Source organism: Pseudoalteromonas sp. TB25 (assembly GCF_000497995.1).
GTDB lineage: Bacteria > Pseudomonadota > Gammaproteobacteria > Enterobacterales > Alteromonadaceae > Pseudoalteromonas > Pseudoalteromonas distincta.
In genome coordinates this window covers 1-26925 of the sequence record NZ_AUTI01000099.1, presented here as the reverse complement: position 1 = coordinate 26925, position 26925 = coordinate 1, and the positions used below count along the sequence as shown (strand labels likewise).

At 35.5% G+C, this 26925-nt stretch carries 15 protein-coding genes and 1 pseudogene; all 16 read left to right on the top strand.

The features are described 5' to 3' along the window. Positions 1–168 precede the first annotated feature (168 nt). Positions 169–1431, top strand: a complete 1263-nt coding sequence (locus L652_RS0102020; protein WP_024597125.1) for a DUF2130 domain-containing protein — start codon at positions 169–171, stop codon at positions 1429–1431. Between the two features lie 295 nt (positions 1432–1726). Continuing rightward, positions 1727–5029 carry an STY4851/ECs_5259 family protein gene (locus tag L652_RS0102010; RefSeq protein ID WP_024597124.1) on the top strand — a complete coding sequence of 1101 codons (3303 nt, stop codon included), beginning with the start codon at positions 1727–1729 and terminating at the stop codon, positions 5027–5029. 12 nt (positions 5030–5041) lie between these two features. Then, positions 5042–11326: a DEAD/DEAH box helicase gene (locus L652_RS0102005; protein ID WP_024603234.1), complete on the top strand. Its 6285-nt coding sequence runs from the start codon at positions 5042–5044 to the stop codon at positions 11324–11326. 168 nt (positions 11327–11494) lie between these two features. Then, positions 11495–11830, top strand: coding sequence for a hypothetical protein (locus L652_RS0102000; RefSeq protein ID WP_024596477.1), 336 nt, complete (start codon positions 11495–11497; stop codon positions 11828–11830). A 46-nt stretch (positions 11831–11876) separates the two neighbouring features. Further along, entirely contained in the window at positions 11877–12554 is a 678-nt protein-coding gene (locus L652_RS0101995) for a VWA domain-containing protein (RefSeq protein WP_024596476.1), read from the top strand. 12 nt (positions 12555–12566) lie between these two features. After that, the gene (locus tag L652_RS0101990; RefSeq protein ID WP_024596475.1) at positions 12567–13259 is read left to right on the top strand and encodes a PP2C family serine/threonine-protein phosphatase; all 693 of its coding nucleotides are present in this window, start codon (positions 12567–12569) and stop codon (positions 13257–13259) included. Continuing rightward, the gene (locus L652_RS0101985) at positions 13252–14682 is read left to right on the top strand and encodes a protein kinase (RefSeq protein ID WP_024596474.1); all 1431 of its coding nucleotides are present in this window, start codon (positions 13252–13254) and stop codon (positions 14680–14682) included. Before L652_RS0101990 ends, L652_RS0101985 begins: the two co-directional genes overlap by 8 nt. Before the next feature lie 7 nt (positions 14683–14689). Beyond that, entirely contained in the window at positions 14690–18016 is a 3327-nt protein-coding gene (locus tag L652_RS0101980) for a DEAD/DEAH box helicase (protein ID WP_024596473.1), read from the top strand. After that, on the top strand, positions 18006–19460 hold the full coding sequence (locus tag L652_RS0101975) for a hypothetical protein (protein WP_139015378.1): 1455 nt from the start codon (positions 18006–18008) through the stop codon (positions 19458–19460). Before L652_RS0101980 ends, L652_RS0101975 begins: the two co-directional genes overlap by 11 nt. A 3-nt stretch (positions 19461–19463) precedes the next feature. Then, on the top strand, positions 19464–21833 hold the full coding sequence (locus L652_RS1000000124340; protein WP_024596471.1) for an AAA family ATPase: 2370 nt from the start codon (positions 19464–19466) through the stop codon (positions 21831–21833). Between the two features lie 2 nt (positions 21834–21835). Next, positions 21836–23611 (top strand): hypothetical protein, encoded by a 1776-nt coding sequence (locus tag L652_RS0101965; RefSeq protein ID WP_024596470.1) that lies wholly within the window; start codon positions 21836–21838, stop codon positions 23609–23611. 194 nt (positions 23612–23805) lie between these two features. Then, positions 23806–24420, top strand: coding sequence for a hypothetical protein (locus tag L652_RS0101960; protein WP_024596469.1), 615 nt, complete (start codon positions 23806–23808; stop codon positions 24418–24420). Positions 24421–24428: 8 nt separating this feature from the next. Beyond that, positions 24429–24869 carry a DUF488 domain-containing protein gene (locus L652_RS0101955; protein WP_024596468.1) on the top strand — a complete coding sequence of 147 codons (441 nt, stop codon included), beginning with the start codon at positions 24429–24431 and terminating at the stop codon, positions 24867–24869. Beyond that, positions 24869–25474, top strand: coding sequence for a DUF4326 domain-containing protein (locus L652_RS0101950; protein WP_024596467.1), 606 nt, complete (start codon positions 24869–24871; stop codon positions 25472–25474). The genes L652_RS0101955 and L652_RS0101950 overlap by 1 nt, the downstream gene beginning before the upstream one ends. A gap of 256 nt (positions 25475–25730) precedes the next feature. Beyond that, positions 25731–26588, top strand: a complete 858-nt coding sequence (locus tag L652_RS0101945; protein WP_050582119.1) for a WYL domain-containing protein — start codon at positions 25731–25733, stop codon at positions 26586–26588. 73 nt (positions 26589–26661) lie between these two features. Next, positions 26662–26925: pseudogene (locus L652_RS0101940) on the top strand (cell division protein FtsZ); the annotation flags it as partial.

Genomic DNA, 26925 nt, shown 5'->3' with positions numbered 1-26925 from the left:
TAACTTATTTTATATGTACATTTTAATAGTAACTTTATTTACACAAAGGTAATTTAATTTCTATCTGTTAGTTTAGCAATAACAATAATTTGTTATTAAACAATTGGTTATATTTTGGCATCAACCTTGTAATAGTAGCTATGTGTTTAACTATTACAAGGCTTAGCCATGACTTCTAAAATAATTCTTAATGCAAACGATTCAATAACCTGTCCTCATTGTGATACTGACTTTGATGTACAAGATGCGATAGCAAAGCATTTAATTGAGCAACATGAAAATGAGTATGAGCAACTCCTAAATCAGCAATTAACTACCCTTAAAGCCCAAGCCACTAAAGATGCAGAGAAATCAGCGTCAAAAGTATTTCAGCAGCAACTAGCTCAATTAAATGAACAGCTAGAAGACAGCAAGCAAAGCGAAGAAGCACTCAAAACAAAGATTGAGTCTGAAAAAGTTAAAGCAGAGCAGCGCGTGCTTGAAAAGGTGAGGCTAGAAAAACAAAGCCTTGAGGCATCAATAAAATCTAAAGATGAGCAATTAGATCAATTTAGAAATGAAGAACTTAAACTCAGAAAGGCCAAAACAGAGCTTGAAGATAAACAAAAAAACTTTGAGCTTGAATTAGCACGTAAAGTTGAAGAGCAAAAGCAGTTACTTCGAGATGATGCTGCAAATGAGTTCAAATTGAAAGAAGCTGAGTACCGTAAAAAAATTGATGATGCTTCCAAAGCTAATAACGACCTTAAGCGCAAGCTAGAGCAAGGATCACAACAGCTACAGGGGGAAGTTTTAGAGCTTGAGCTTGAGACTACACTAGCACAGTTATATCCGCTTGATTTTATTGAACCCGTAAAAAAAGGTGCTAAAGGCGCAGATGTCATACAAACAGTTTGCATGCGCTCAGGTACTGTATGCGGCAAAATAGTGTGGGAGACAAAGCGAGCTGAAAATTGGTCAAATGCCTGGGTCAGCAAACTTAAAACAGATGTACAAAATGCTGCTGGTGATATTGGAGTGCTAGTAACAACCGTATTTCCTGCAAATACAAATGAACCTATGTTAATGGTTGATGGAGTTTGGTTAGTTAAACCTGCTTTAGCAAAAGGGCTTAGTGAGGCGCTTAGAATAGTTCTATTAGAATCACAGCGCCAAAAAACGGTGAGTTCGGGCAAAAGTGAACAAGTAGAGGCTATATATGATTATATTTGTAGCACGCAATTTGTTCATCGTTTAAAAGCGGTTGTAGATCATCAAGAACAAATGAAGATTGAACTTGATAAAGAAAAAAGCGCAGTGCAAAGAATTTGGAAAAAGCGTGAAGGGCAGATAACAGGTATCACAGCGCAAATGATGTCGATTTGTGGTGAGCTGCAGGGCCTCTCGCATGGTGGTATGCCAATGTTGGATGAAATAGCTACTTTAGAGTAATAAACAAAAACCAGTTAAGAGCAAATTTTGCTCTTAACTGGTCGCTAATATAAGTGATTTATCTAAATAATTACTTAACCACTTGATTTGAGTAAAATGAATGGTAGATTAACGCTAGTAGTATATAACTATCCCAAGGTCGGGAAGCAGTAAAAAGGAATTGCAGTGATAATACCCCAGCGTTACCCCTCAATTTATAGCTCTGCTCGGATAATAAAAATATCAAACGAGCCAATCATTCTATTACCCCTAGCTCTATATACAGCTAATGCATCAATTGATGAGGGAATCCCCTGTGCAAAATAATTTTTTAACTCCATCTCAATGGCTTTCTCAGTTTCTTTCTTCTCGTAATTTGGAGTCAGTAACTGGCGGGCCTTTGTTTACTTATCAGATGAGGTATGAAGAGTATCAAGAGCTAAAAACGGTTGTGTCAAGGTTTTATCCAAAGACAAGCATAAGCTCTCGCAAACACAAAGATTGGACCGCTTGCTTTGTATTATGTTGCTCTGAATGGTACAGGCGAGATTGTGATTCACTTAAATGGGAATGGTATTCAGCCTGGCAGTCTTTAGGTTTTGAGTTAACAGCTTCTCAAAGGGCTGATGTTATAACTTTGGGGTTAAAGGGTTTTTGGAAACGACCTATTCGAAGCTATGAATCTGAAAGGCGTAACTTTTTAGGCTCTGTATTTATAGAGGGTGGGTTACCGTTTCAACTAATAAGTGCAAAAGAGAATAAATTTTCTGATTTGATTAGAAAGATTTTACGTAACTATTATAAAGTTGATTTAATTGGCATTCCATTAAAGCAATTGATAAGTGGTTATTTAGAACATTTTCCTAGCGTTTTTACTGAAGATGAATCAGTAGAGCTAATCGCTAAAATCGTTCGAAATTTAATGACGCTGGCCGATAAAGTCGATGCAAATAATCAAGATGATTTACCATCAACACAGCTTGACCAAATTTTACCTAACTGGCGTAGTCAATTTCCCATCCCATTAGATGTAAATACAGGAAAAGGCCTATTAGACAATTGGTTGATAGGTGCGTCCTCAGCAAGTTCTTCAATTAAAAAGCAGCATTCGAAACTATCTTGTAAGCACTTTTTTGATTTAAATAATTTACTGTTTAGCTCTGAAGTATCCTTACCTAAATCACTAAACTTTAACTTTAAAAAATCAGACGTTAATTCAAGCAAGCTTGACTTGGGATTAAATGAAGGTGCTAAAAGGAGAGCTGACTTTGGAAGCGTGTTCGCACAGTTCGAAACTAATCGCACAGTCATAAAGCCAAGAAAGAAAGGTGTTTGTTTTTCTAGAACCAATATTGATAGCTCTTTGTTTATTGAATTATCTGAACTAGGGGTTAATGTTGAGCAGCTTAATATTGAAAACTCTTCAATTGGATTAGGGGAGGCTCCTATTGGTTTTGTTTTTGATGAAGATGAAAATAAATATACTTGTATTGGTCAGGCAAGTTTTACTACAAAGCACAAAGAAATTTATGTTTTAGTACCGTCATCTTATGAAGTCGAAAACCTTAGTGGCTTTGCGTTAAAAGATAAAGATATTGAAGCCTATGGCTATAAATTAAGTTGGTATAAAGTTTCAGGTGATATTCGATTTTATTGTTCAGAAAGCCGATACCGTTTACGTACAAACTCTACATCGAATACTAGTGGAATGCTGGCTATAGTTGGTGATGAAGTTCAATGGGAAACCAGACCCGCTCAAGTATATAAGGGTGTCCCTGAAATCAAGTCGGTAAATGATCATGCAGATGTTAACTTTGGGTTGACGAGATTATTAGATAATAAACCAGTTAATACTATTAAAGAATATGAGAAATATGGACAACATGTATTTAGTGTAAAAAATAATGACGGCGATACTTTAATTAAGCGAAAAATAGCGGTTCTTCCCCAGGATTTGTCTATTTCCTTCAACAGTGAAAATGAAAATGCAGTAATCAATGTGACTACAGCTCAACCAATAGTTGTTTCACTAATTGCCTCTGAAGCTAAAATAGTTCAATCAAAAAATAGTAACACTAGGCACTTTACTATAACGCCGAATTCTTTGCCTCCTGCAAAAGTAACCATGCAAATAAGTGCAAATTTACTTTGTGATCCAATTGAAATTACTTTGCCTTATCCTGCCGAAGGTATTTATGGTTTTGACAAAGATGGGAATGAATTATCAGAACAGCTTACCGTTCACCAATTACTTGGTTCTGAAATCTATTTATTTTCTAATCAGGATTATGACGAAAAATTTGAGTTGGAGTTTGCCTTAAAGCCTATTATTAGGAACTCTCCCACTATATTTTCATCTATTTCTGTAAGTAATAAACCTAAGGTTCTTAGTCTATACAGCTTTAAAGAAAAAATTGTTTCATTGCTGTCTTTATGTGACAAGTTGGATGCTGAAGTTGCTATAAATATCAAATGTCGCGGATATAGAAAACAATTTACTGTAAGACGCTTTGCATCAGAAGTGAAGTTTGATCCTGTTGATAAACTGTACTCATTTGAATCAGGTGATTCTTCAGGGGAAGTGAGCCATAACCTGCTAGCAATGAAAATAGCAGAACCTGAATGTAAACCTGTAAGTTTACCTCGAAGAATGCTCGGTAGTATTGAATTGGATAGGTTTGAAGTTGCTAAAGAAATGACTAAAGGGGGACCTTGGCTAATTATTCCTGAAAATAGGCCTGATATTGACTTTAGACCTGTATTTTATTTTGAAGATGCACTCGAAATAGCAAATATTAAATCTTCATCTAGCATGCAATCAGCTGTTAGAGCCTTTCATCCTAAATTTAACCCCTTGGCTATTGCCGACATGATGGAGGTAATGGCTAATGATTATTACCACTCCAGTTGGCTTTATATGAGAAGTTTATGGGATAACTTTGGTTATTTACCTTTATCAACTTTTGAGGTTTTTAAAGCATTAACAAAGAACCTTAGAGCATTAACTAGCATTTTATTCAAGTTTGAAATGGATGAGGAATTTATTCGTCGTTTAGACACTGAATTTCCGGTTCTTTGGGAATTAATTCCTTTGGACTATTGGCATAGTGCCAAAAATGATTTCATTAGCTCTTTAGAAAAAATAAATATTCCTGCTGACTTTATTCTCGAACAAGTTAATTCAATGTTTGATCGTTTGAGTAATTCGTTGCCAACTTATCCTGTAGAAATTATTGAACACTTAAAAGGGAAAAAATTGGCACCAAGGTTACCATTACCGCTTGAAAAGCAAGTCTTAAATGAAACCTGGTTACAAGAGTTAGTTAGGGATCATGCTGAATCAGATTGGCCAAATTCACAGCAAAAATTAATTGAAGAAGCTATGCGTTTATTAACTGAGGCAAGAGCTATTGTAGGCCCTTTACATTTTAGACAAACATCGGTTGTTTACTATCCGGTGATAGCTGCTGCAATAGCAACTAAAAAGGTTAATTTTGAACAGGTATTTTCAACCGACTCAGCAATCACCTTTGCTTTTAAGCAATTAAGAGACTTTGAACCCGTCTGGTTTTCATCTATGTATAGTTATTTTGTGAGTTACTTTACTCAAAAAGTATAAAAGGAATTATCAATGAATTATTTTTCAGCATTAGTAGAGCAGTCATTAAGCAGAGCGAAAGAATCAACTTTAAGTGTTTTGGGGATCACGAACCCTAAATTAAGAGAGCACCTGCAAGTACAAATGCAGGGTAAATGCGGAGATGAGGGATCGTTTTTAGCCTCCCCATTATTTGAGCATACTTTTGGTTGGACACAAGCTGAGCCAAAAATGAAAGATTTAGTCGATGATAAGCTCTTATCTTCTAAAGTAATGTCATCTCTCGATAAAGCAAAAGTTACAAATAATAAGGGCAAAGTAGTCGAGAATAAGTACCAGTTTAAGTCAGAGTATCATCCTTATACGCACCAATTAGCTAGTTGGGAAACGTTATTAGGTGACGATGTTAAATCAGTCGTTGTTACGAGTGGTACGGGTTCAGGTAAAACAGAGTGTTTTATGGTGCCAGTTCTTGAAGATCTTTACCGTGAGCAACAAAGAAAACAAGAGAAACTGTCGGGGATCAGAGCCATTTTTTTATACCCGCTAAATGCATTAATAAATTCACAACGCGAACGTTTACATGCGTGGACAGAAGACTTTGGTGGTGATATACGTTTTTGTTTGTATAACGGAAATACTGAAAATAGTGAGATTAAGGTACGAGCAAAGCAATCTCAAGTACCCAATGAAATACTTTCACGAGAGTTAATGCGTAGAGAGCCTGCGCCAATACTTGTTACAAATGGAACTATGTTGGAATATATGTTGGTGCGTAATGTTGATGCACCAATTATCAATAAATCTAAAACAGAGCAGTCATTGCGCTGGATTATTCTTGATGAAGCACATACTTATGTTGGCTCACAAGCAGCGGAACTCTCAATGCAATTAAGGCGAGTGCTGCAAGCTTTTGGTGTAGAGGCTAAGAATGTAAGGTTTGTCGCAACGTCGGCAACAATTGCTGATGAAGATGCTGAAGCACAGCTACAAAATTTTTTAGCTGAGCTTGCAGGAGTATCACCAAACCAAGTCGTGGTCATTGGTGGTAAGAGAGCAATACCAAAGGTGAGCTTTAATATTAAGAATACTCTTTCCTTAGCGCAAATATCAGCTATTGAAGCGAATAAACCAGATAAAGCAAAGGACTTTGATCCTGATGTTTCAACTAAAAGGTTTGAAGCTTTATGCCAATCAGAAGTTGCAAAGACAATTCGAGATAAATTTGTTCAAAGTGACAAACCTATTAAGTTAACGGATTTAGTCGAGTTTCTTCAAGGGCGATTTCCACATGATGATTTTAATCAAGAGCTAGTTCTTAAGTGGGTAGACTTATTAACAGGGACTAAGTCAGATAAAAGCTCTCAAGCATTTCTGAAAGTAAGAGCGCATTTCTTTCAACGAATGCTAAATGGTCTATGGAGTTGTATAGATCCAAACTGTCCAACAAAAGACAGTACCGTATTAAAAGATCACTGGCCTTTTGGTAATGTGTATGTTGCACAGAGAAGTCGGTGTGACTGTACTGCTCTAGTTTGTGAAGTCGGTTTTTGTAATGACTGCAATGAACCTCACTTGCTTGCTGTTGAGAAAAACCATGCAATTGCTCAACGAGAAACAAATGTATCTGATGAATTTTCATTGTTAGTAGACGTAGATGAAGATCCTGAAGAATTGACTTCTAGATCTTCAAATAAAAAGCATTATATTTCACCAATTACATTATTAGCTTCTCCAGATAGGGAAGGGAATTTTATAAGTGTTGGTATTAATAAAACATCTGGGCTTATTGGAGGCTTAGAGGAAGATATTACGTTATATCTATATCAAGACTATGAAAATGAATGTGGAAATTGTTCATATAAAGGCTATTCAGGAAATAAACCAATAAGAAGAGCAATGCTTGGCTCTCCATTCTATGTAGCTAACGTTGTACCAACATTATTAGAGTTCTGCCCAGATGCAGAAGTTGTTGATGGATTAGGACCCAATAGCCTGCCAGGAAGAGGTAGAAAGTTAATCACCTTTACTGATAGCCGTCAAGGTACGGCACGGATGGCGGTAAAAATGCAGCAGGAAGCTGAAAAAAGTAAACTAAGAGGGTTAGTTTTTGAAATCATTAAAAAGAAACAATTACTATCCCCTCAACAGGAACGTCTTGATGATGACACAAATATTGAAGAGCTGAAGAAGCTAGCAGATCAGTTAAGGGCTATAATGCCAGCAAAAGCTGCTGAAATTGATGAAGAGATTAATGCTAAATTAAGTGGAAGCTCTACTCTTAAGTTTGTAAATATTTCTTGGGAAGAAATGCTTACAGAATTAATGCTTAAAGAAGATATTAATACCAACATTCTCCATTATAACAAATATGCAAACCAAGAAATATTTGGTACTGATACGGGAAAACGTAAAGTAGCGGATATGCTGCTTACTCGGGAGTTTATTAGAAGGCCTAAGGTTTACCATAACCTAGAGACTCAAGGATTGGTTAAACTCACATATGATAATTTAGGTAAAATAACGGACTTACCGGATAATTGGTCCAGTAAGCAATTAACCTTACAAGACTGGAAAGATTTTTTAAAAATTTGTTTAGATTTTTATGTAAGAGATAACAGCTACTTTAAGCTTGATGATGATTGGAGACAATGGATTGGCTTTAAGTTTGCAGCCAAAACTCTTATTAGTCCAACAAGTGATGATAGTAATGAAAACAGAGTAAAAAAATGGCCTTCTATAAAGAAAAACGTTGCTAATCGTTTAGGGAAGTTACTAGCTTTAGGAGGAAGTCTAAAATTAGATAACGAAACGGATATACAATTAATTAATGACTGGTTAGCCAAGGCATGGAGTCATTTAACTAACCCAAAATATAATTTATTGAGTAATGATAACGGTAAATTTTATTTAGATAGAAGAAACATATCTTTTAGCCTTATGTGTGATGGATTTTTATGTCCATCAACAAATAAAGTTTTAGATACAACATTTACCGGGTTAACCCCTTATTTACCCACTCACCTTAAGAGTTTTGATCCAAAATCATATTCCTGTAAACCTATTAAGTTACCTCAGTTGTGGGATGCATTTGAAGAAACAGGAGATTTTCAAACTGATTTATCAAGAGTTCGTGAATTCATTAAAAATAATTCTGAAATAAAAGAAATGAGAGAACTTAACCTCTGGACTGATATAAATGACAGGGTGTTAGAGGGTGGCTTTTATTATCGTACAGCTGAACATTCAGCTCAACAGTCAGCTGATCGGCTAAAAATTTACGAGGACGATTTCAAACTAGGAAAAGTAAACGTTCTCAACTGTTCAACAACAATGGAGATGGGTGTTGATATTGGCGGTATTTCTGCTGTCGTAATGAATAACGTGCCTCCTCATCCGGCTAATTATTTGCAAAGAGCTGGGCGTGCAGGGCGAAGTAATGAGTCAAGAGCAATAGCATACACATTATGTAAAAGTAACCCTCATGATAGCGAGGTATTCAATGATACAGCCTGGCCATTTGTCACGAAAATACCCGCACCTCAAATCTCATTAGATTCATCTAGATTGGTTTCACGCCATGTAAATTCTCTGTTGTTATCAGTATATTTAAGGGATGTTATTGGTAATACTGATAAAGAAAAAACATCTTTAAATTTGCAGTGGTTCTTCGAATCTGAAGATGGTGTTGTATCTACCTGTGACAAATTCAAAGCTTGGATGGACTCGGCCTCAGATCCAATTGAAGAAGCTGTAAAAAGCTTAGTGAGAGGCACGGCTTTAGCTGGGAATGAAGTTCGAAGTATCATCAACTCATCTAAAAAAGCAATAGAAAAGCTACAGGCTTTATGGTTATCTCAACTGAACAATCTAAGTTCAGCACTAACAAGTGCGACAAAAGACTCTCCATTTGAGTATAGAATTTCTCTTGAGTTGGCCAGACATAGAAAAGAGTATCTTTTAAAAGAATTAGCAGGAAAAGCCTTCTTACCTGGCTATGGGTTCCCAACAGATGTGGTTACTTTGAACAACTCTAATATAGTTGATTTTAGACGTGAAAAAGAAGGGATAAAATCTAAAGCTAAGTTTCGTGAAGATAATATTTCTCAATTAAGGGATATGCCTAGCCGGAATTTGGCTGTGGCAATTAGAGAGTATGCTCCTGGGGCACAACTAGTTATTGATGGACGAGTATTTCGCTCTGCTGGAATTTCACTTAATTGGCAAAAACTAGGTAGTGGTGCTAGAGAGGCACAAAAGTTTGATGTGGCATGGCTGTGTAGATACTGTGGTCAAACGGGTATTGATAGGTCTAGTTCTACCTCGGACGAACTTAAGTGTTCTAGTTGCAGTCGCAATATACATTCATCTTTAATTAAAAAAACAATTGAACCAACAGGCTTTGTTACTGACTTTTTTGACTCTCCTGGTAATGATATTACTAGACAGAACTATATTCCAGTTCAACCAGGCTGGCTATCACTAAACGGTGAAAAATTCCCGCTTCCAAACCCTGCTACTGGATTCATGAGTTATGGTAGTAATGCAACTTTATTTCAACACTCATCAGGAGAGAATGGAACGGGCTTCGCAGTTTGTTTATCATGCGGTAAAGCAGAGTCGATGACAATAGATAGTAAGTTCCCAACAGGGTTATCACCTACTTCGGAACATAGACCAATAACATCGACCCCTAAATCTAAAGATTCTGATGGCTATCAGCCAGCATGTGATGGTAGCGCCACTGTACATTCTGATATTCACATTGGGTGCACAAGCTTGACAGATGCATTTGAATTGACATTAAAGCATCCGATTACAGGTCAGTATATCGATGTATCTGATGAAGGAGAAACAGTTGCGTTAACTTTAGCTGTTTCATTAAGAAACGCATTAGCTCATAAATTAGGTATCTCTACATCTGAAATTGGTTATGCAGTTAGACCTTCTAGAGATCTGAATTCAAATTTACCTGCGATGGTCATACAACTTTATGATGCAATAAGTGGTGGTGCTGGGTTTGCTACTAGTGCAGCCCGTTTCATCGGTAAACTATTGGTTGATATGCACTCAAATTTAGCTTGTTTATCAAGTTGTGATGAAGCTTGTTCTTCATGCTTATTAGATTCAAATACAAGACATGATGCCAATCATTTAGACAGAAAAGCTGCAACTGAATGGTTAGGTAATGACTTTATAAAGTTTATATCACTGCCCACTGAGTTTGAGTATTTAACGGAATCCAAATATTGTCATGAATCGATAAAAGAATTTATTTCACACCAAATAAATAAAGGTGCGAATTCGATTAAGGTTTGGTTGTCAGAAGAAACTAATGAGTGGGATCTTGACGCTAGGCAAGTCCACATGTTCATTTACCAAATGATCCAAATTAATGGAGTTGAGTTGTCCTTTGTTCTGCCAAATCTACAATTGGGAGAAATAGAAAAACGTAGCCTACTTAGATATAAAGAACTGGGTATAAAATTACTAAAACCAAATAAAGAGTTAACAAATGGCAATATGGTCGCTCTGGTTGAGTCTGCTAATAAATCAGTTTCAATTGCTAGTCAAAGCGCAGAAATGTTGTCACCCAATGGACGTTGGTTAGAAAGTAATAGTGAGGACATGTTAGTTAAATCTAGCTTATCGCAAGATTTTAAATTTAGTGAAATAGATACATCCCAGTGGATTGTTAACCTATCTGACGGTGCAAGAGTTGAGTTTAGCACTGAGCTTAATGGTGAAATAAAATCGTTTGGTGACAGGTTTTGGGCATTCATTTGTAAAGAATATGAGCCGTTAGCAAATGAATTTAAAGATGGTGAGTTAATAGAGGTTGCTTATACAGATAGATACCTTCAATCACCTTGGTACATGATTATGTTAGGAGAAATTATTAGAGGGTTGCCTTTTAATTCTAAAACTTCATTTGAACTACAGACATTATTCTCATCTAAGCCGGGAACTGGACGCTTTATAAATCATGACTGGAATATTTCATCAGATATGGTTGAGGTAATTAACTTGTGGTTTAAGGAAGGTATTAAGTTACCTTGTTTTATTGATTTGCATGAGAACAAAGCTGATATTTCACACCGAAGAGAGCTTACTCTCAAGTTCAAAAATGGTAACGAATATTGTATTGGTTTTGACCAAGGTGTTGGCTATTGGAACCATGATTTATCGCGGAATAAACATTATTTTAATTTTAAAGATGTTAGTAACCAACTATTTCAAATGTTTGAGGCGTGGGAAAATGGGAGTCTTAGAAACGGCTTTGATTGGAAAACTGTTTTATATATAAATAAATCATAGCTATCAAACTCTTTTACTCAAATTACATTAAGGTAATAAAAATTACCAAAATGTAATTTGTTTTATACGCTACGATTTAAAAAATAATTAACCTATTGTTTTTATAGCTTTTTATATTTGGAATGGTTTTCGCTTTATATGGTTATCTAATCATATGAGGAAAACGTAATGGCTTTTATTGTCACAGAGGATGACCGATTTTTTGTATTACCTGAAGTAACCAATAGTAAACACGCTCTGGTTAGAGAGGGACAAAGAGGGATATCTAAAAAGCAGGTAATGCTAGCTTATAAATATGGCCGAGTAATTCATTCAAGACGTGCGGTTTATCATGTGATTGGTAATAAGGAAATTAAAAAATACGGTGACATTGAACCAGAGCTAAAAAAGATGAATGGTGTTCAACTTGTTATGTCATCAAAAGGAACTGTTTTAACTACCTTCCGTAACAAGGACTTAAGAAAAGTTCGTCCATATAAGCATAATCATAAACATTTACATTAATTAAAGTTTGATTGACACAGAGTTAATCAAACTTAAAGGATTTTACATGGAACTAAATAAATTTGTAGCAACAAAAGCTCGCCCTTTACCCGTAATTATCATGGCTGATACGAGTGGTAGTATGGGAATAGAAGGCAAGATTGAAGCTCTAAACTCTGCGCTCAAAGACATGATCACTAGTTTTTCAACAGAAGGGCGAATGAGAGCAGAAATTCACCTAACGGTTGTTACGTTTGGTGGTAGTGCAAAAACACATCTAAAAATGATTCCTGCTCATCAGATTGAACATGTGGATACCTTAGTGGCTGATGGTGGAACTCCATTAGGAAAAGCTTGTGATCTAGTTAGGGGAATAATTGAAGATAAAGAACTTATACCTTCAAGGGCTTATCGCCCTGTCATTATATTAGCGTCAGATGGTTATCCAACCGACGCTTATCAAGCTTCATTTACTAAATTACTTGAAAGTGACCGAGCGAAAAAAGCAACTCGATTTGCTTTATCAATAGGGGCAGATGCTGATAATGAACTACTTAAGTCTTTTGGCAATGATTTAGAAGCTCCTCTATTTTATGCTAAAAATGCTTCTGAAATATCTCGTTTCTTCCGAGCGGTAACGATGAGCGTATCAAACCATTCAAGGAGTCAGAAGCCTAATGATGTGATGACTCTAGACTATGTGGTTGAAGAATTGGCAGATGATGATTTAGATATTCCGTTATAAAAGTATTATTTGATGAGTATTAAATTTGTTACAGCCACTTTAATTGGCCCTGCTCATATAGAGCAGCAGCGAGCCAATCAAGATGCTGCTAAATGCAAAATTTCTAATGGTTTTTGGGTGGCTGCTGTTGCCGATGGCATGGGGTCGAGAAAGCTTTCTGATATAGGCTCCAAATTAGCAGTAAATATTGCTATAGACGTTTGTATGCGTAGCGCTTTTGATATATCCGATAAAGAGTTAGTGACTTTGATTTATTCAAATTGGCTATGTGAATTAAAAGCTTCTGATATTTCCTCAAATGATGCCGTAACAACGCTGTTGTTGACTTGGGGTAATAACAAAGGTCAATTCCGGTACTTTCAAGTTGGAGATGGTGAAATTGTTTCTAATCTCCGGCAACTGTCATCTAATGAGACAGATACTTTTTCTAATGAAACAACAGGATTGGGCATTAGTAAGAAGCTTTCAGATTGGCTTATAGGTTCAACCTGTCTTGCTGAAGGCGAAAAAGGGATAACATTAATGACTGATGGAATATCAGAGGATATTGATGATCATGTTGGGTTTAGCTCATCAGTAATAAGTAATGCTAAAAGTAAAAGTTGTAGAGCATTAAAAAAGAAATTAATGACGTTATTAAAAGCATGGCCAACACCTAATCATACCGATGATAAAACAATTGCAGTGGTAATATTAAATGACTGAAAAACGAAAAAGTACGGTTTATGACAAACTCGATAACGCTTATGAATTAAAATCTCGGGTTGGTGAAGGTGGCCAAGGGATTGTTTGCACCACCCAAATGAATGGGATTTTAGTTAAAATCTTAAATACTAAAGATACCGATAAAATTAAAAAATGGAATGATCAAATATCATGGTGTTTGAGGCAAAACCTGTCGGATTTAAATTTGGCACTTCCAAAAATACAAATTGTAAAGCCTAGGATTGGTTATGTTCTTGAACTTATGGATGGACTGATACCACTACAAGAAGTTTTGGAAACTAGTTTTAATGATTTGGTTGATAATGAGAGTGTTAGTGAATTTATTAAAACTGGTGGTTTAAAGCGACGTTTAGATATTTTGCTTAAGGCAGCTAAAACATTAGCCGAACTTCATAGCCGTGGATATGCTTATGGCGATATATCACCAGCTAACATTTTTGTATCTAAAGATGCTCGATATTCAGAAGTTTGGTTTATAGATTGTGACAACCTTTGTTTTAATGAAAGAGAAGGGTATACGCATTTACATACCCCAGGGTATGGTGCACCAGAAGTTGTGAGAAATGAAATGCCTGTTAGTGCTTTGACTGATCAATGGTCATTTGCAGTGATGACGTTTGAGCTATTAACTCATCAGCATCCTTATAAAGGAGTTTATGTTGAAGATGGTGAACCAGAGGTTGTAGAGGAACAAGCTTATAAAGGTGAACTACCCTGGGTTTATGACTCAAATGATGATAGCAATGAGAGTACTGGAGGTATATCTATTAATCTTGTTGCAAACAAAAAACTAATTACGTTGTTTTCAGAATGCTTTGAGCAAGGTAAAAATGAATCATATAAAAGACCTTCAATGGCGCGGTGGCGCGATGCTATTCAAGAAGCGTTAGATCATCTTATTGAGTGTCCAGGGTGTGGTGGAGACTACTTTTACATTGAGCAGTCAGAAAAGCAGAAATGCCCTTTTTGTCCAGCAGAGGTTGGCACTGAACATTATGCAGTATTTAAACAATTTATTTTTGAACCTACGGTTAATGAAGACGGTGGAGAGTATAGTAATCAAGAAATGGTTTCTACGAATCATTTTCGAGTGATTTGTGATGGAGGATCATTGTCCTTCAATTCCTCACCTTATAACACTGAGCTGTGGTTTGAAAGTGAAGCTGATTTAAATATATCTATGGAAAATGGAGATATTTATTTTCTTCCTGAATCTAGCGCTGTTTGCAAAATATCAAGAACAAAATCTACTGAAGAACATGTTATCAGTAGAAAGCAAAGAATACCCTTTAACCGAAGAGGTATGCATAACCCTTATCTATTTACAACTTGGCCAAAAGCTGCAGAGAAAAATCCTGAGTATCAAAGTTTATTAGCTAGTTATTGCTGGCAGCTAGTGTGAGGTTTAAATGGAATTATTAAATACTAAATGTTTACAGCAGGCTGTAGTTGAACTTACTTTTGAAGACAAGCATGACGCTAATAAAAATTGGCAGGTAGGTAAGTTAGTTGAGCTATTCGAAGAAAGTGGTAGTTATTATGCAAAACAAGGAGCTGAAAATTTATTTTCAGAAGTGAGCTTTAATAATTCAGCGTTGGCAATATCTGTTAGTCACTCTATTGCTGATTCGGTTATAAGTGTTGCATGCTATAAAAACAGTAACGCATTAGCCGTTCGTTATGCGCATATTCTTGATAGTTACAATGAAGATATTACTTTTAAATTAGAAAATATAGTTATTGATGCGATTAATAAAATTGATCGCAAAGTGACAGACTTTAAATCTGCTGAAGAATGGCTTTTCGATCAGTTTATTTTTACTAAAGAAAATCATTCAGGTGTGTTTGTAGAATTTATTGCTAATTCTAAAACAACATTTCACATTATTGGAATAGACTATAAAGCAATTATCGATAAAGTAAAAAATGAATGGTTACTGACATCTATTCGCACTTTTGATGGCGTTTATGACAATTTATATGTTTATTATGGTGAGCATCGGTTTACTGTAGAGTCAATTGAAACCCAGCTTAAATCTAATAAATATCAATTATCTCTTGAGCAACACTTACAAGATTCTGCCAGCTATTTTAGGCTTTGGCAAAAGTACTCTGAAATGGATTGGCAACAACATGAGCGTGTAGCTAAAGCTGCGGGGTTTATTGAATATACTGCGGCTTCAAGTGACTCAGATGAAGAGATAAGATTTAAGTTCAAGGTTGGTAGTGAGAAGCTAAAGCATTTTTTTGAACAATATAAAAGTCAATTAGAAATGCTTGGGGAGTCTTATTCATTATATGATGCAGAGTTACAGATTAGTAAAGAACCACCTAGCTGGCTTTCTTCTACTGAGCATCAATTTGAAAGTGATGCTAAACCTTTACTGTTAAGTAAAATAGCAATTAAAAATGACGACTTAATTGCTAATTTGCGCCAACGTCCACCACAAAAAGGTGTCATGTATGTTTCTTTAAATGGAGTGTTAAAGCAGCATGAACGTAAGCAAACAGCATTTAAGTTGTTAAAAGAGTCAGCAAATCCTTTACCGCAATTAAAATTCATCTTGGAAGGTATACAGCCACCTGAAGTAAAGGTGAAAAAGGTTAGGGCAGTAACTAGTTCCCTTAAAAAACAGTTACAAGGTAAATCATTAACTTCGAAGCAAGAGAAAGCTTTAAAAGTAGCGCTTAATACACCTGACATTGCCTTGATTATTGGTCCTCCTGGAACAGGTAAGACTCAAGTTATTTCAGCAATTCAGCAACGTATTGCTGAAGAAGGTAACAAACTTAATGCTTCACTTCAGCACCAAGTATTGTTAACTAGTTATCAACACGATGCTGTTGATAATGTTGTTGCAAGATCAGGAGTATTTGGGCTTCCAGCGATAAAAGTAGGAGGAAAGGTTGGTGATTTAAGTCAGCAGCAAACGACATCGGTAGATAGCTGGACTCAGAAAATAATTAATAAACTTGCCCCTGAAATTGAAAAAGAAATTTCTACCAATAGCGAATTTCAGCTTATTGAACTTATTACTTCAACTATTTTTCGGATAAAAACGTCCATCAAACCACATGATATTTATGAGCAATTGAAGTTTTTGCAGGAGTATATGAAACGACTGGCAATTGATTTTGGAATTAAAGTATCTCAACAACAAGATAAAAGCATTGAACGTTTATTGGAGCGCTTTTCTGTTATTTCAGCATTTTCATTAACTAAAGTATTTAAGGAAAAGCTATTAGTTGCAACAAGAGCCGTTAGAACAAAAAAAGTAGCGTATGCTGATGACGGCGAGTTACGTTTAGCACAGTTAATTACCATATTAAAAGAAAGTGATACGACTTGTGCTATAGCATCCAAGTTTGAAAGTTTCGATACTTTTAGTGTTAATTATAAAAAATTATCAACTCTAAAAAATGAGCTTATTGAGGCAATTCAAGACACATATATACTCCCGAATCAAAGATGGTTAAATTCTAGAGAGCTAAAGAGTTTAAATAGCCTAGTTGATGAATTGGAGCTTTCTTTGATGAGTACCCCAAGACTAGGGCAATTATATTTCCGTAATAAATACTTAGAAGCTTTATCAGTTGAAAAGAAGCAGGTAAAAAGCTCTCTTTCTGAGTACAGTGCTGTGTTGGGGGCTACGTGTCAGCAAGCTGCGGGTGCTCCGATGGCTGGCATCAAATCTGTTGAGCATAGTCGAGATATACATTTTGATTCCGTTATTGTTGATGAGGCGGCTAGAGCAAACCCATTAGATTTGATGATTCCTATGGCTATGGCTAGTAGGCGAGTTGTACTGGTTGGTGATCACCGTCAGTTACCTCATATGTTAGAGCCTAAAGTTGAGAAAGAACTTCAAGAAAAAAATGAAGTTGATATAACAGATCAAGAGCTGCTCAAACAAAGTTTATTTGAGCGTTTATATCATTCATTAATGAAGTTTGAGCAAGATGGTTCAAGTGATCATAAACGGGTTGTCATGTTGGATACTCAATTTCGTATGCATCCAGAATTAGGTGCCTTTATAAGCCGTGAGTTTTATGAGTTATTTGGTTTACCACCAATAAAGGCAGGTTTGGATGATTCTAATTTCCCACTTGATGTACCTCACTATGAAGGAAAGCTTGCTGCATGGATTAATGTTACTCAAGCTCAGGGAAAAATGCGCTCTAAAAATGGCTCCAAGTATAGGGATTGTGAAGCAACTATTGTTGCTGATGAAGCATATAGGATTCTACAAGCAAGGCCCGATTTAAGTGTAGGGATTATCACGTTTTATGCAGCCCAAAGAGATTTGATTATTGAAAAAATGATAAGTAATGGAGTGATGGAAAAAAGTGTGGCTGGAAATGTAGTAGCAACAGAATATACAAGTCTATCAAATGGTGACGAGCGTTTCCGTGTAGGTTCAGTAGATGCTTTTCAAGGGAAAGAATTTGATGTCGTTTTACTTTCAACGGTAAGGCATTGGCAAGAGCCTGATACTTTAACTAAGGAGTCTGTGAACAATCAGTTAGGTTTTTTAAGAATTCCAAATCGTATTAACGTAGCTATGTCTCGCCAAAAAAGATTATTAATTGTTGTTGGTGACAAAAGTCTCGCTAGCGAGCATTTAAATCAATTAATGCCTGAGGGTGAAAGTTGCTCATCTGAAGAGAGGGTACTTGTTGGCTTCCCTAAGTTTTATAGTGAGTTATGCCAAAAGGAGAAAGGAATTGTTTGCTAATACTTATTACAGAATGTCAGAATTTCCTAGGGTAAAGCACTCTCAGCTGTTTGCCTGGCCGGTGTACAGCAAGGAAGTTTATTTATCATCACCGAAAGGGCGGATGTTAAATTTATTTGAAAAAACAATTCTTGAACTTATAAAAGTAACAGGCAGTAGAAGCTTAACTTCAACCCAAATAGCAGAATGGCTAGGGTTAGAAGAAGATATGGTTTTGTATATTCTAACTGCAACTATGCAGCCTAATGGTTGGTTAGATAAAAACTTCAAAATAACTTCTGAAGGTATTAAGTTATTAGAATCTAATGAGGATGCTGATATTACGTCAGCGTTAATATTTCAATGTGCTGTTACAGGAAAGTGGCTGCCTAGAGTTGCATACGAATCAAATGAGTTAGAGCCTGTAGGCTTAAACAATAAGCTCGCATTTAAATTAGATAGAGCGTCAGGTAGAACAGAGCAGGCATACCAAGTAAGGCGCTACATTAATGCACCTAATGAAGCGGATGAGTTCATACTCAATGATATTATCAAAAAAGATAGTGATGCGAGGTGGGTAGCTTTTAATGTTATGGACGATGTTGATAGTTTAGCTAAATCATCGGATAGAGCTATTTTGTCCTCAAAGGCATCAAGTTCCGACTACATTCTGGTGTGGGCTGATAGGTCATCTGGTTATAAATTTGATTTCATTGACCCATTTTCACTTAGTGATAAAGCAAGCTGGATGCATGATCTTTTTGAACAAGCAAGTAAGGCATTGCCTGATTTACAGAAGTTTGTTCTCTCACGATTCAACCATGAAGATGAAGAGTTGACCTACACAGAAAACCTTCAGTTAATGCAAGAAAAAGCAAGGCTAGAGGTGTTAATTCAATATCCCAGTGCTCACTCAATTAATGGGTTGATTGAACCATTATTTGAATTATTAAATGATAAAGAAAAACTGCTATGCAATAAGAATTCAGAGTTTAGTTTAAACCGTAGCGTTATAAATAGCTGTGGTTCAATTGTTGAAGTTATATGTAAAAACATACTTGTTGAAAAACCTCTTAAACGAGTGGAAGTTTTACCTACACCAAACCTTAGTAATGACAAAAAAAAACGAGAATTAACTTTACTACTAAAAACAGCAACAACGCTAACAAATACTCAAATTCAGACCGTTTTAAAGGTGCAACCAGGAAAGATATTCCAAACTGCAATAGGGCGAAGCTCAACCATGCGTTCGCTTTTAGCAACAATATTTATTTCTATGCAAGAGTATTCTCATCATCCTATGAGTTTCTTAATAAGTGATGTGCTTTTATTCGACGAAGTCTATTCCTTATCGTTTGATCGAGATGAAGCTTCACATGGTAATAATACCAAATACACTCGAGAGCAAGCGTTACATTACATCAACATTGTTGACAAGTTTTTAAAAAAAATATTAGTGGATTAAGTTATGGCCAAGAAAGGTACAAATAGAAGAAATAGTCCTGCAATACCTGTTGCAGAAAAACCTAATTCAGCAACATCAAGTAGTGTTTTAAACAATATGTTTAAAAAAATAGGTGTGACTACAGAGGAGAAACTTGTAAGTAAATTGAATGTAGATGAAAGAGAAAAATTATCAGAGCTTACTTTAAAGCTTCAACAGTTAATTGATGAAAATGAAACAATAAAAAAGACTCAAGATCAAAGCAAATTTGAGATTGAGGAGCGAATGGAAAAATTGAATACAGAAGAAAATGAGTATAAAGAAAAGTTATCTTCAGTAAATGAAAAGGAAAAATCTCTAAGCTCAAAAGAGAGCAGTGTATTAACAAAACTTGAGCAGCTAGCTAAAAAAGAAAAAGTACTATTCGAACAAGAAGCAAATGCTAAAGCAGGTTTCGCTATTGAAAGGCAAGAAGCCTTGGAATCTCTTAAAGAAGAATATCAAAAAGTAGAACAAAAAATATCATCATTAGATGAACAAAGAAGAGCTGATGAACTGAAAATGATTGAGGAAAATGCTCGTAGACAAGTGTTGATAAAAGAAGAAGAGAAAGCTCATTTTTCTGCAATTAGAGAAAGCATTGAAAACGAAAAATCTATTTTGAAAAAAAAACAGATTCAATTTGAGAAGAAAGCATCTGAAAACAAGCTATTAAGTGAGCAACTTAAGAGTAAGCTTGAATCTCAAGATAGTTGGAAGCAGCAAGTATATGAAGATTGCCAAAAGGAATTTCAAAGTGTAAAAGCTTCATTGGAAAATGAACTCAAAAATTTGGATGTTTACAGAAAGCGTGACGAACAGAAGATAAAAGATTTAACAGATCGCCTACAAAGTTATAAAGAACTAGAAAGGGAAGCAAGAATTCAAGAGCTTGGCTCTCCAGTTGCCGTTCTTGAACGAATGGATGAGTTAGAAAAAGAGTTAAAAGACACACGTAATAAGTTAAAAGGAAGAAGTGAAGATGATCTTGAAGAAGAGCTTGACTACTACAAGGAAAAAGCAGAAGAATTAGAAGAAGAACTTCGAGAGTTAAAACAAAGTTATCAAGAAGTTAAGGGACGAGAAAGTAAATACAAATTAAGTATGCTGGAAAAACTTGAGCTGCAAAAGCATAAAGATTTACTGGAAGCCAGCAATGCGGCATTAACTCACAGTATTGAAGCTATTCGTGCCCAGCTGGATGATTTAATAGAAAAGCAACAGTCTCAAGAAACATTTAAAGAACTAACCTTAATGGATCGCAAACATAGTGAACCAGTTGCTGCTCAACCAATAAATTCATTACAAGAATTTACAGAAGATTTACAGCACCGAATAGCAACATCGACAGATGTTGAGTTGTATTATGACTTGGAAGTAATTAGAAAGTTTATTGCGGGTTTAGCATTAAGCCCTTTACATGTTTTTCAAGGGATATCAGGCACAGGTAAAACGAGCTTGGTAAATGCGTTTGCAAAAGCAGTGGGTGGACAAGTTACTCCTGTACCAGTGCAAGCTGGCTGGCGTGATAGAGATGACTTGATTGGTCATTATAATGCCTTTGAGAAGCGTTATTACGAAAAAGAATGCTTACAGGCGATCTATCGTGCTCATACACCTTCATTTAGTAATCGTTTTAATATTGTGTTACTTGATGAAATGAACTTATCAAGGCCAGAGCAATATTTTGCAGAATTTTTATCAGCGATGGAACAAAATGAACTTGAACGTAAAGTTGTTTTAATGGACTCATCAGTAGTTAACCCTCCCAAACACTTTGTCGAGGATAGAAAGATATTGTTAAAACCGAATACTTGGTTCATGGGTACGGCAAACCATGATGAAACTACATTTGAATTTGCAGATAAAACGCATGATCGCGCATTTACACTTGATCTTGAAAAACAAGAAAAACCACTACACTGGCGAGCGAAAGCGAGTAAACATACGGTTATAGACTTTAACTCGGTAACTGATTTATTTGTAAAGGCGCAACACACACATCAACAGTTAATTCAGGGGATTTTACAAAAATTATTGAAATCCAACTTTACAATGATTTTGGAGGGTCAATTTGATATTGGTTGGGGAAATCGTCTGGAAAGTCAGGCATTAAGATTTATATCAGTTTATAAAGATTGTGGCGGGCAAGCTCCTGATGCATTGGAGCACATGTTGATTACTAGAGTGTTGAGGAAAGGTAAAGTACTGGGGCGTTATGATATTTCGATTGAAAAGCTTGAAGAATTGAAAGCCGGTTACAAAGAGCTTTTTAAATCAATTAATGGTGATGGTACTAAGGGCGAAAAAATAATTGAAGCTGAAGTATTAAGGAAGAAGGAAGGGGTTTATTAAAGATGTTATTTGACAGGGTAACATCAAAAAAGATTAAGCTAAATGATGTGTCAAAAATTCAGTCAGGGCGCTATGCCCTGGTTAATGCTGATACAAAATTAGGTTTTGAACAAAGAGTATTATTTGAACCGTTACTACCTTCAGAAATTGAGACTAAATACACTAGCTCTATATCCTTTTTTGATACTAAAGAGTTATTTACTAATGATGAGATAGTTAAAGAGCAACAACAGCTAACAATAATATTTGATGCAATAAAACAAATAAATGATAAGTATGAAAGCTTGAGTCTAGCCGATTTTAGTCACTTTTTACCCCCTGAAATAAGCAAAGATATTACGCCAAATGAATTAGATAAGGGTATTGATGAAGTATTTGAAAATGGAGTGTTATTTCAAATCAATTCAGCACCAAGAATGAGTATGCGGTATGACACAGAGTTACTTCCAACAAGCCGAGTAAAACGTTATGCAAATAATTACCAAAGTCATTTGGTTGCACACTCTGAGTGCTGGCAACAAAGAACAGTTGTAGGGATTATCCCTAAGAAGCTACTTGCAAAAGTGAGTGAGGATGAGGTTGTAATATATGAAAACATTGTCTACGCAAAGTTGATTGATCATATTTTTAATTATTTATCTTTATATAAAATGCGACTAGAAGAAATAACCGGTTTTATTGAGAAGTTTGGTACATTAGATGGTAATGGTAAAGATCATAGGTTGGTAACTCAGGTATCTGAAGATTGGGGGAGGGCATTTGTAGAAAATGATGTTGGTAAGCTACAAGAGCAAACAGAAGCTAGTATAGATAAAGTAAATGCGAACCTTCGTAAATTATCACAACTTAAATCTGAACAGTTATATCGTTCGATACCAAGGGCAGTACAATTACCAATAGAGCTAAAACAAACTAATATTCTGGTGCATGATAAAAATTACTCTAGAGCAGCATCTTTGTGGAGAAAGTGGTTAAAAAATTCAAATACTGAACGATTGACACCACAGCAAATTTTAGAGAAAAAACAAGAGAATTTTGTTCTTTATAAAGACTATATAGAGTTGATATTAAAACAAGTTTTTATGAATCTCGGCTGGTCTTTAAAAAAGGACAGTATGGGGATCAAGTTAAAACATGCTAATACATTTGAATTGTATCTCCAGGATACAAATCAAGGCGAATGGGTATTACTAAGAAACACTAATGTTGTAGCACGAGTAATTGCTATACCAGAGCCTTTAATCGAAGAGATTAAAGATAATGAAATAGTGCAAGGAACTTTGATTGTTTGTCCAGAAGTAAACCCGTTAATTGAATCCGATAGAATTTTAGCCATTTCTCCTATTACAATACTAGGTAAGGAACACTTAGCAGGTATGCTTCAGCAGCAGATCATTAAAACTATAGTCAAAGAGTATTTAGTTGATTTTCCAGTGAAATTACCGAATTCTATAAGTAAATTATATGATGGAAAGTATGACTGTTACCTGACAGATAATGAATTGGCAAATGCTAAAAAACACGCAAATAATGAATTATACAGTTTAATAGTTTCTAAACGTAATATTTCAAAATACTTAAAACAATGCCCTGTTTGTAGTGAAGCCTCAAAGCCTGAAAGTGTGAGTCAGTCTTCGAGTGATTACTTCACTGCTAATTGCCGAAATAAAGCATGTAAAGCCTCATGGACTTTCGATAAAATAAAGTCCGAGTTCATATTAAACAATGGTTCAAAAGCTAATGGTAGATTCTCTTTTCTTATTAATTTCAACTCTTAACCAACAAATTAAATAAGCTATAAGTGCAAACCTTAAATATAAAGTAACTTACTATAAAGTAAGTTATTTTATATTTTTTTGCGGTGTTTTTGTCTCTTGTTTTTAACTTTTTGATTTTTAATAATTAATATATTTTTATTTTTGGCATATATGTCGCACTTACATATTTAAATAATACGTAAAGTGAGAGATATATGAAGCAAGTAGAAATGGTTATATTAGCAAACTCAATAAAACACGGTGAACACTGTGTAGCAGGCAAAGACATTAATACCAAAGAGTGGTTTAGGCCTGTTAGCGACGAATCAGGGGGTGCTTTAAGCCTCAAGCAAGTTATGTGCACTAATCCATATGGTCAGTATCCAGCTAAACCAATGCAAAAAATAATAATGACGCTGGGGCAACATGTTCCGAAAATGAACCAACCAGAAAATTTTCAAGTAAATGATTCTAATTGGGTACAACATTATAAATTGGCTGAAAATGAGCTAGAAAATTATTTAGACTTACCAAATGATCTTTGGGGAAGGAACGATAGGGTTTCATTTAATAAAATACACACTGGTAATATCATAATTCAAAATTCTTTATATTTAGTTAAGGTTGAGGATTTAAAGTTATTTGTGTCTAATAATGGAAAAAGGAGATGTTCTTTTTCTTATAATGGAATTCAGTATGAGTTAGCTGCAACAGATCCTATGTTTGATAGTTTGCTAAAAACTAACGTAATACTCAAAGGGATCCTTTGCGTTAGCTTAGGCGAAGAATATCTTGGCTATTGCTATAAGCTTGTAGCATCAATTTATTAGGCGGTAATATGAAAATTAATACGATTGGTTTTACCAAAAAAAATGCTCAAACATTTTTCAATTTTATTAAGCATGAAAGTGTTTCCACCTTAATAGATGTCCGTTTAAATAATGTATCTCAATTAGCTGCTTATGCTAAAAGAGATGATTTAAAATTCTTTTTGAGAGAATTGTGTGGTTCTGATTATGTTCACATTCCAGATTTAGCACCGACTAAAGAGCTACTTAATAACTATAAAAAAGGTTATATCTCATGGGAGCATTATCAGGAGAGTTTTTTAAATTTAATGGCTCGAAGAAATATAGAACGAATACTAAAACCAAGCCTCTTAAAGGATAGTTGCTTATTATGTAGTGAGCATGAGCCTCACTTTTGTCATCGCAGACTAGTAACTGAGTACTTAAATGCCCATTCAGATTTCAATTTTACCGTAAAACATTTGTACTAATGGATAATATATTAATCGTATACCCCGACCTATTCAATTGCTTCAGCAAGTTTGATCGAAAAGTTAAAAATATCACAACCGACATTGAAAATTTTAAAATCTCTTATTTACAAGACTCTAATAAATTAGTCACGGGATATGTTAATAAAGCTAATAATATTTGTATCGCCGAGCAAATTATGCAGATTGATAACTCAGGATTAACTCATGCGATAATTTTTGATGACGGTGAATCATTTAGTAATGAAATTAAAATCATTAGATCCTTAGAAATACCATTAAGAATTATTAAAGTTATGGTTACGAGAGTCATTAACATTAAAAAGGATATAGAGTTCAAAGGCATAAAAAGTACGTCTAATTATGAATATATTGGTAGAGGATCGTATTGGGGCAATCCTTATTCAATGTTTGAAGATGGTGATGATAGAGACGAAGTTATTCGTAAATATAAATATGATTTTGATTTTGAGAAATTTCCAAATAAGGAAAAAAGTGAAGTATTTAAGTTAGCTGGTAAGAAATTAGGCTGTTTTTGTAAACCTGCGGCTTGTCATGGTGATATTTTGGCTGATTTCTTAAATCAGTGGGATGATAATAGGTAATCAACGTTAGAGCAGAAAGAAAAAATCATAGATATTTTAAATACAATGAGATGCATTGAAAGATTTATACCATCCCTTCAATAAATAATTAAACCCAGTTGTCTTTTATATCAAATGATTAGCGAGGTTCTTATAAATAATGCAGATTCAGCGGTATAATTTACTTTTGGAGTGTATACCAAAAGCTCCACATTGTGTTTCAGCACCCTACTTGAAAGCTAAGCTTTCAGCTAGGGGCTTCGAGATTTCAACTCGCATGCTGCAGAGAGATCTTCAATCCCTATATGAGCAAGGCTGCTTCGGTCTTGAAAAAGACACGCGTAGTAAGCCGTATGGTTGGTCTATCAATGCGCAGTGGCGAGGTGGTAGCGCTAAAATCATGAGCAGTGAAGTAGCTGAACATTATTTGTTGTTGGAGCAGTTACTGCCGCAATCTGTACCGAGCGATGTTAAACGCTCAGTTCATATTAAAGCAGAGCAGGCACTAAAACGTGTTAATGGCCATGTGCCTGAGTGGCTTTCGACTCTGCCTAAGCCTTCGTTAAAAGTGAATATTGATAATCAGTTAGTTGCGCAAATTGAGCATGCGATTAAGCATAAGCGTGCAGTGGGCGCAGAACTTTATAGGGTGCTATACGATGAGGCTCATTGGCTCAATTTTTCGAAATTAAGTTTTTATAACTTAGTTGAGCAGGGCGGCGTTTTAATGGCCCAGTTTATGGTGGGGGAGCTTCACGATAAATGCTATCAAATGCCGGTTTACCGTATCCGCAATATACACATTTTGCAAAAAACACGACGTGAGCCAAGTTCTGAGCAACTAAAAACATTGCGCAGTGCGATTAACAAAGGTATGAAGCAAGAAGATATCGAGTTAACAGTTAAAGTGCCTAGCCATTCGGCGGTTAATCAAGGGTTTATTGAACTTGGCGAGCTGACTGACAAGCAACATATTGACGATAAAAATGTATTACTAACCTATCAAACTACGGATACCGAGCAATTGATTGATGAGCTATTTAAATGTGCTTTTTGGCTTGAAGTGATTAAGCCAGAAAAGCTGAGGAAAAGAATTATTTCTAAGCTTAAAGCGGCCGCTAACATCTATAAATAACTCCAACTTGTTTAGGTGCGTCAAAATTTGACGCACCTGTTTGCTATGCTCCTTTTAAAGTTAAGGAGTAGCTATGTTTCAATTAATTCAACAAAATGATGGTTTATCAATCGGTGTATTTGGCATTGGTGGGTGTGGCTGTAATACGCTTAACAGTATTTTTGAACAGCGTGTGTCTGAACAGGCGCACTTGTACAGTGTTAATACCGATCAAGTGGTACTTGAGCATACGCAAAGTGATGAAGCGGTACTTATAGGTGCAGAGCTCACTCATGGTTACGGTGCTGGAGCAGACCCTAAAGTTGGGCTGCAAGCCGCGGAAGAAAGTAAAGAGCAG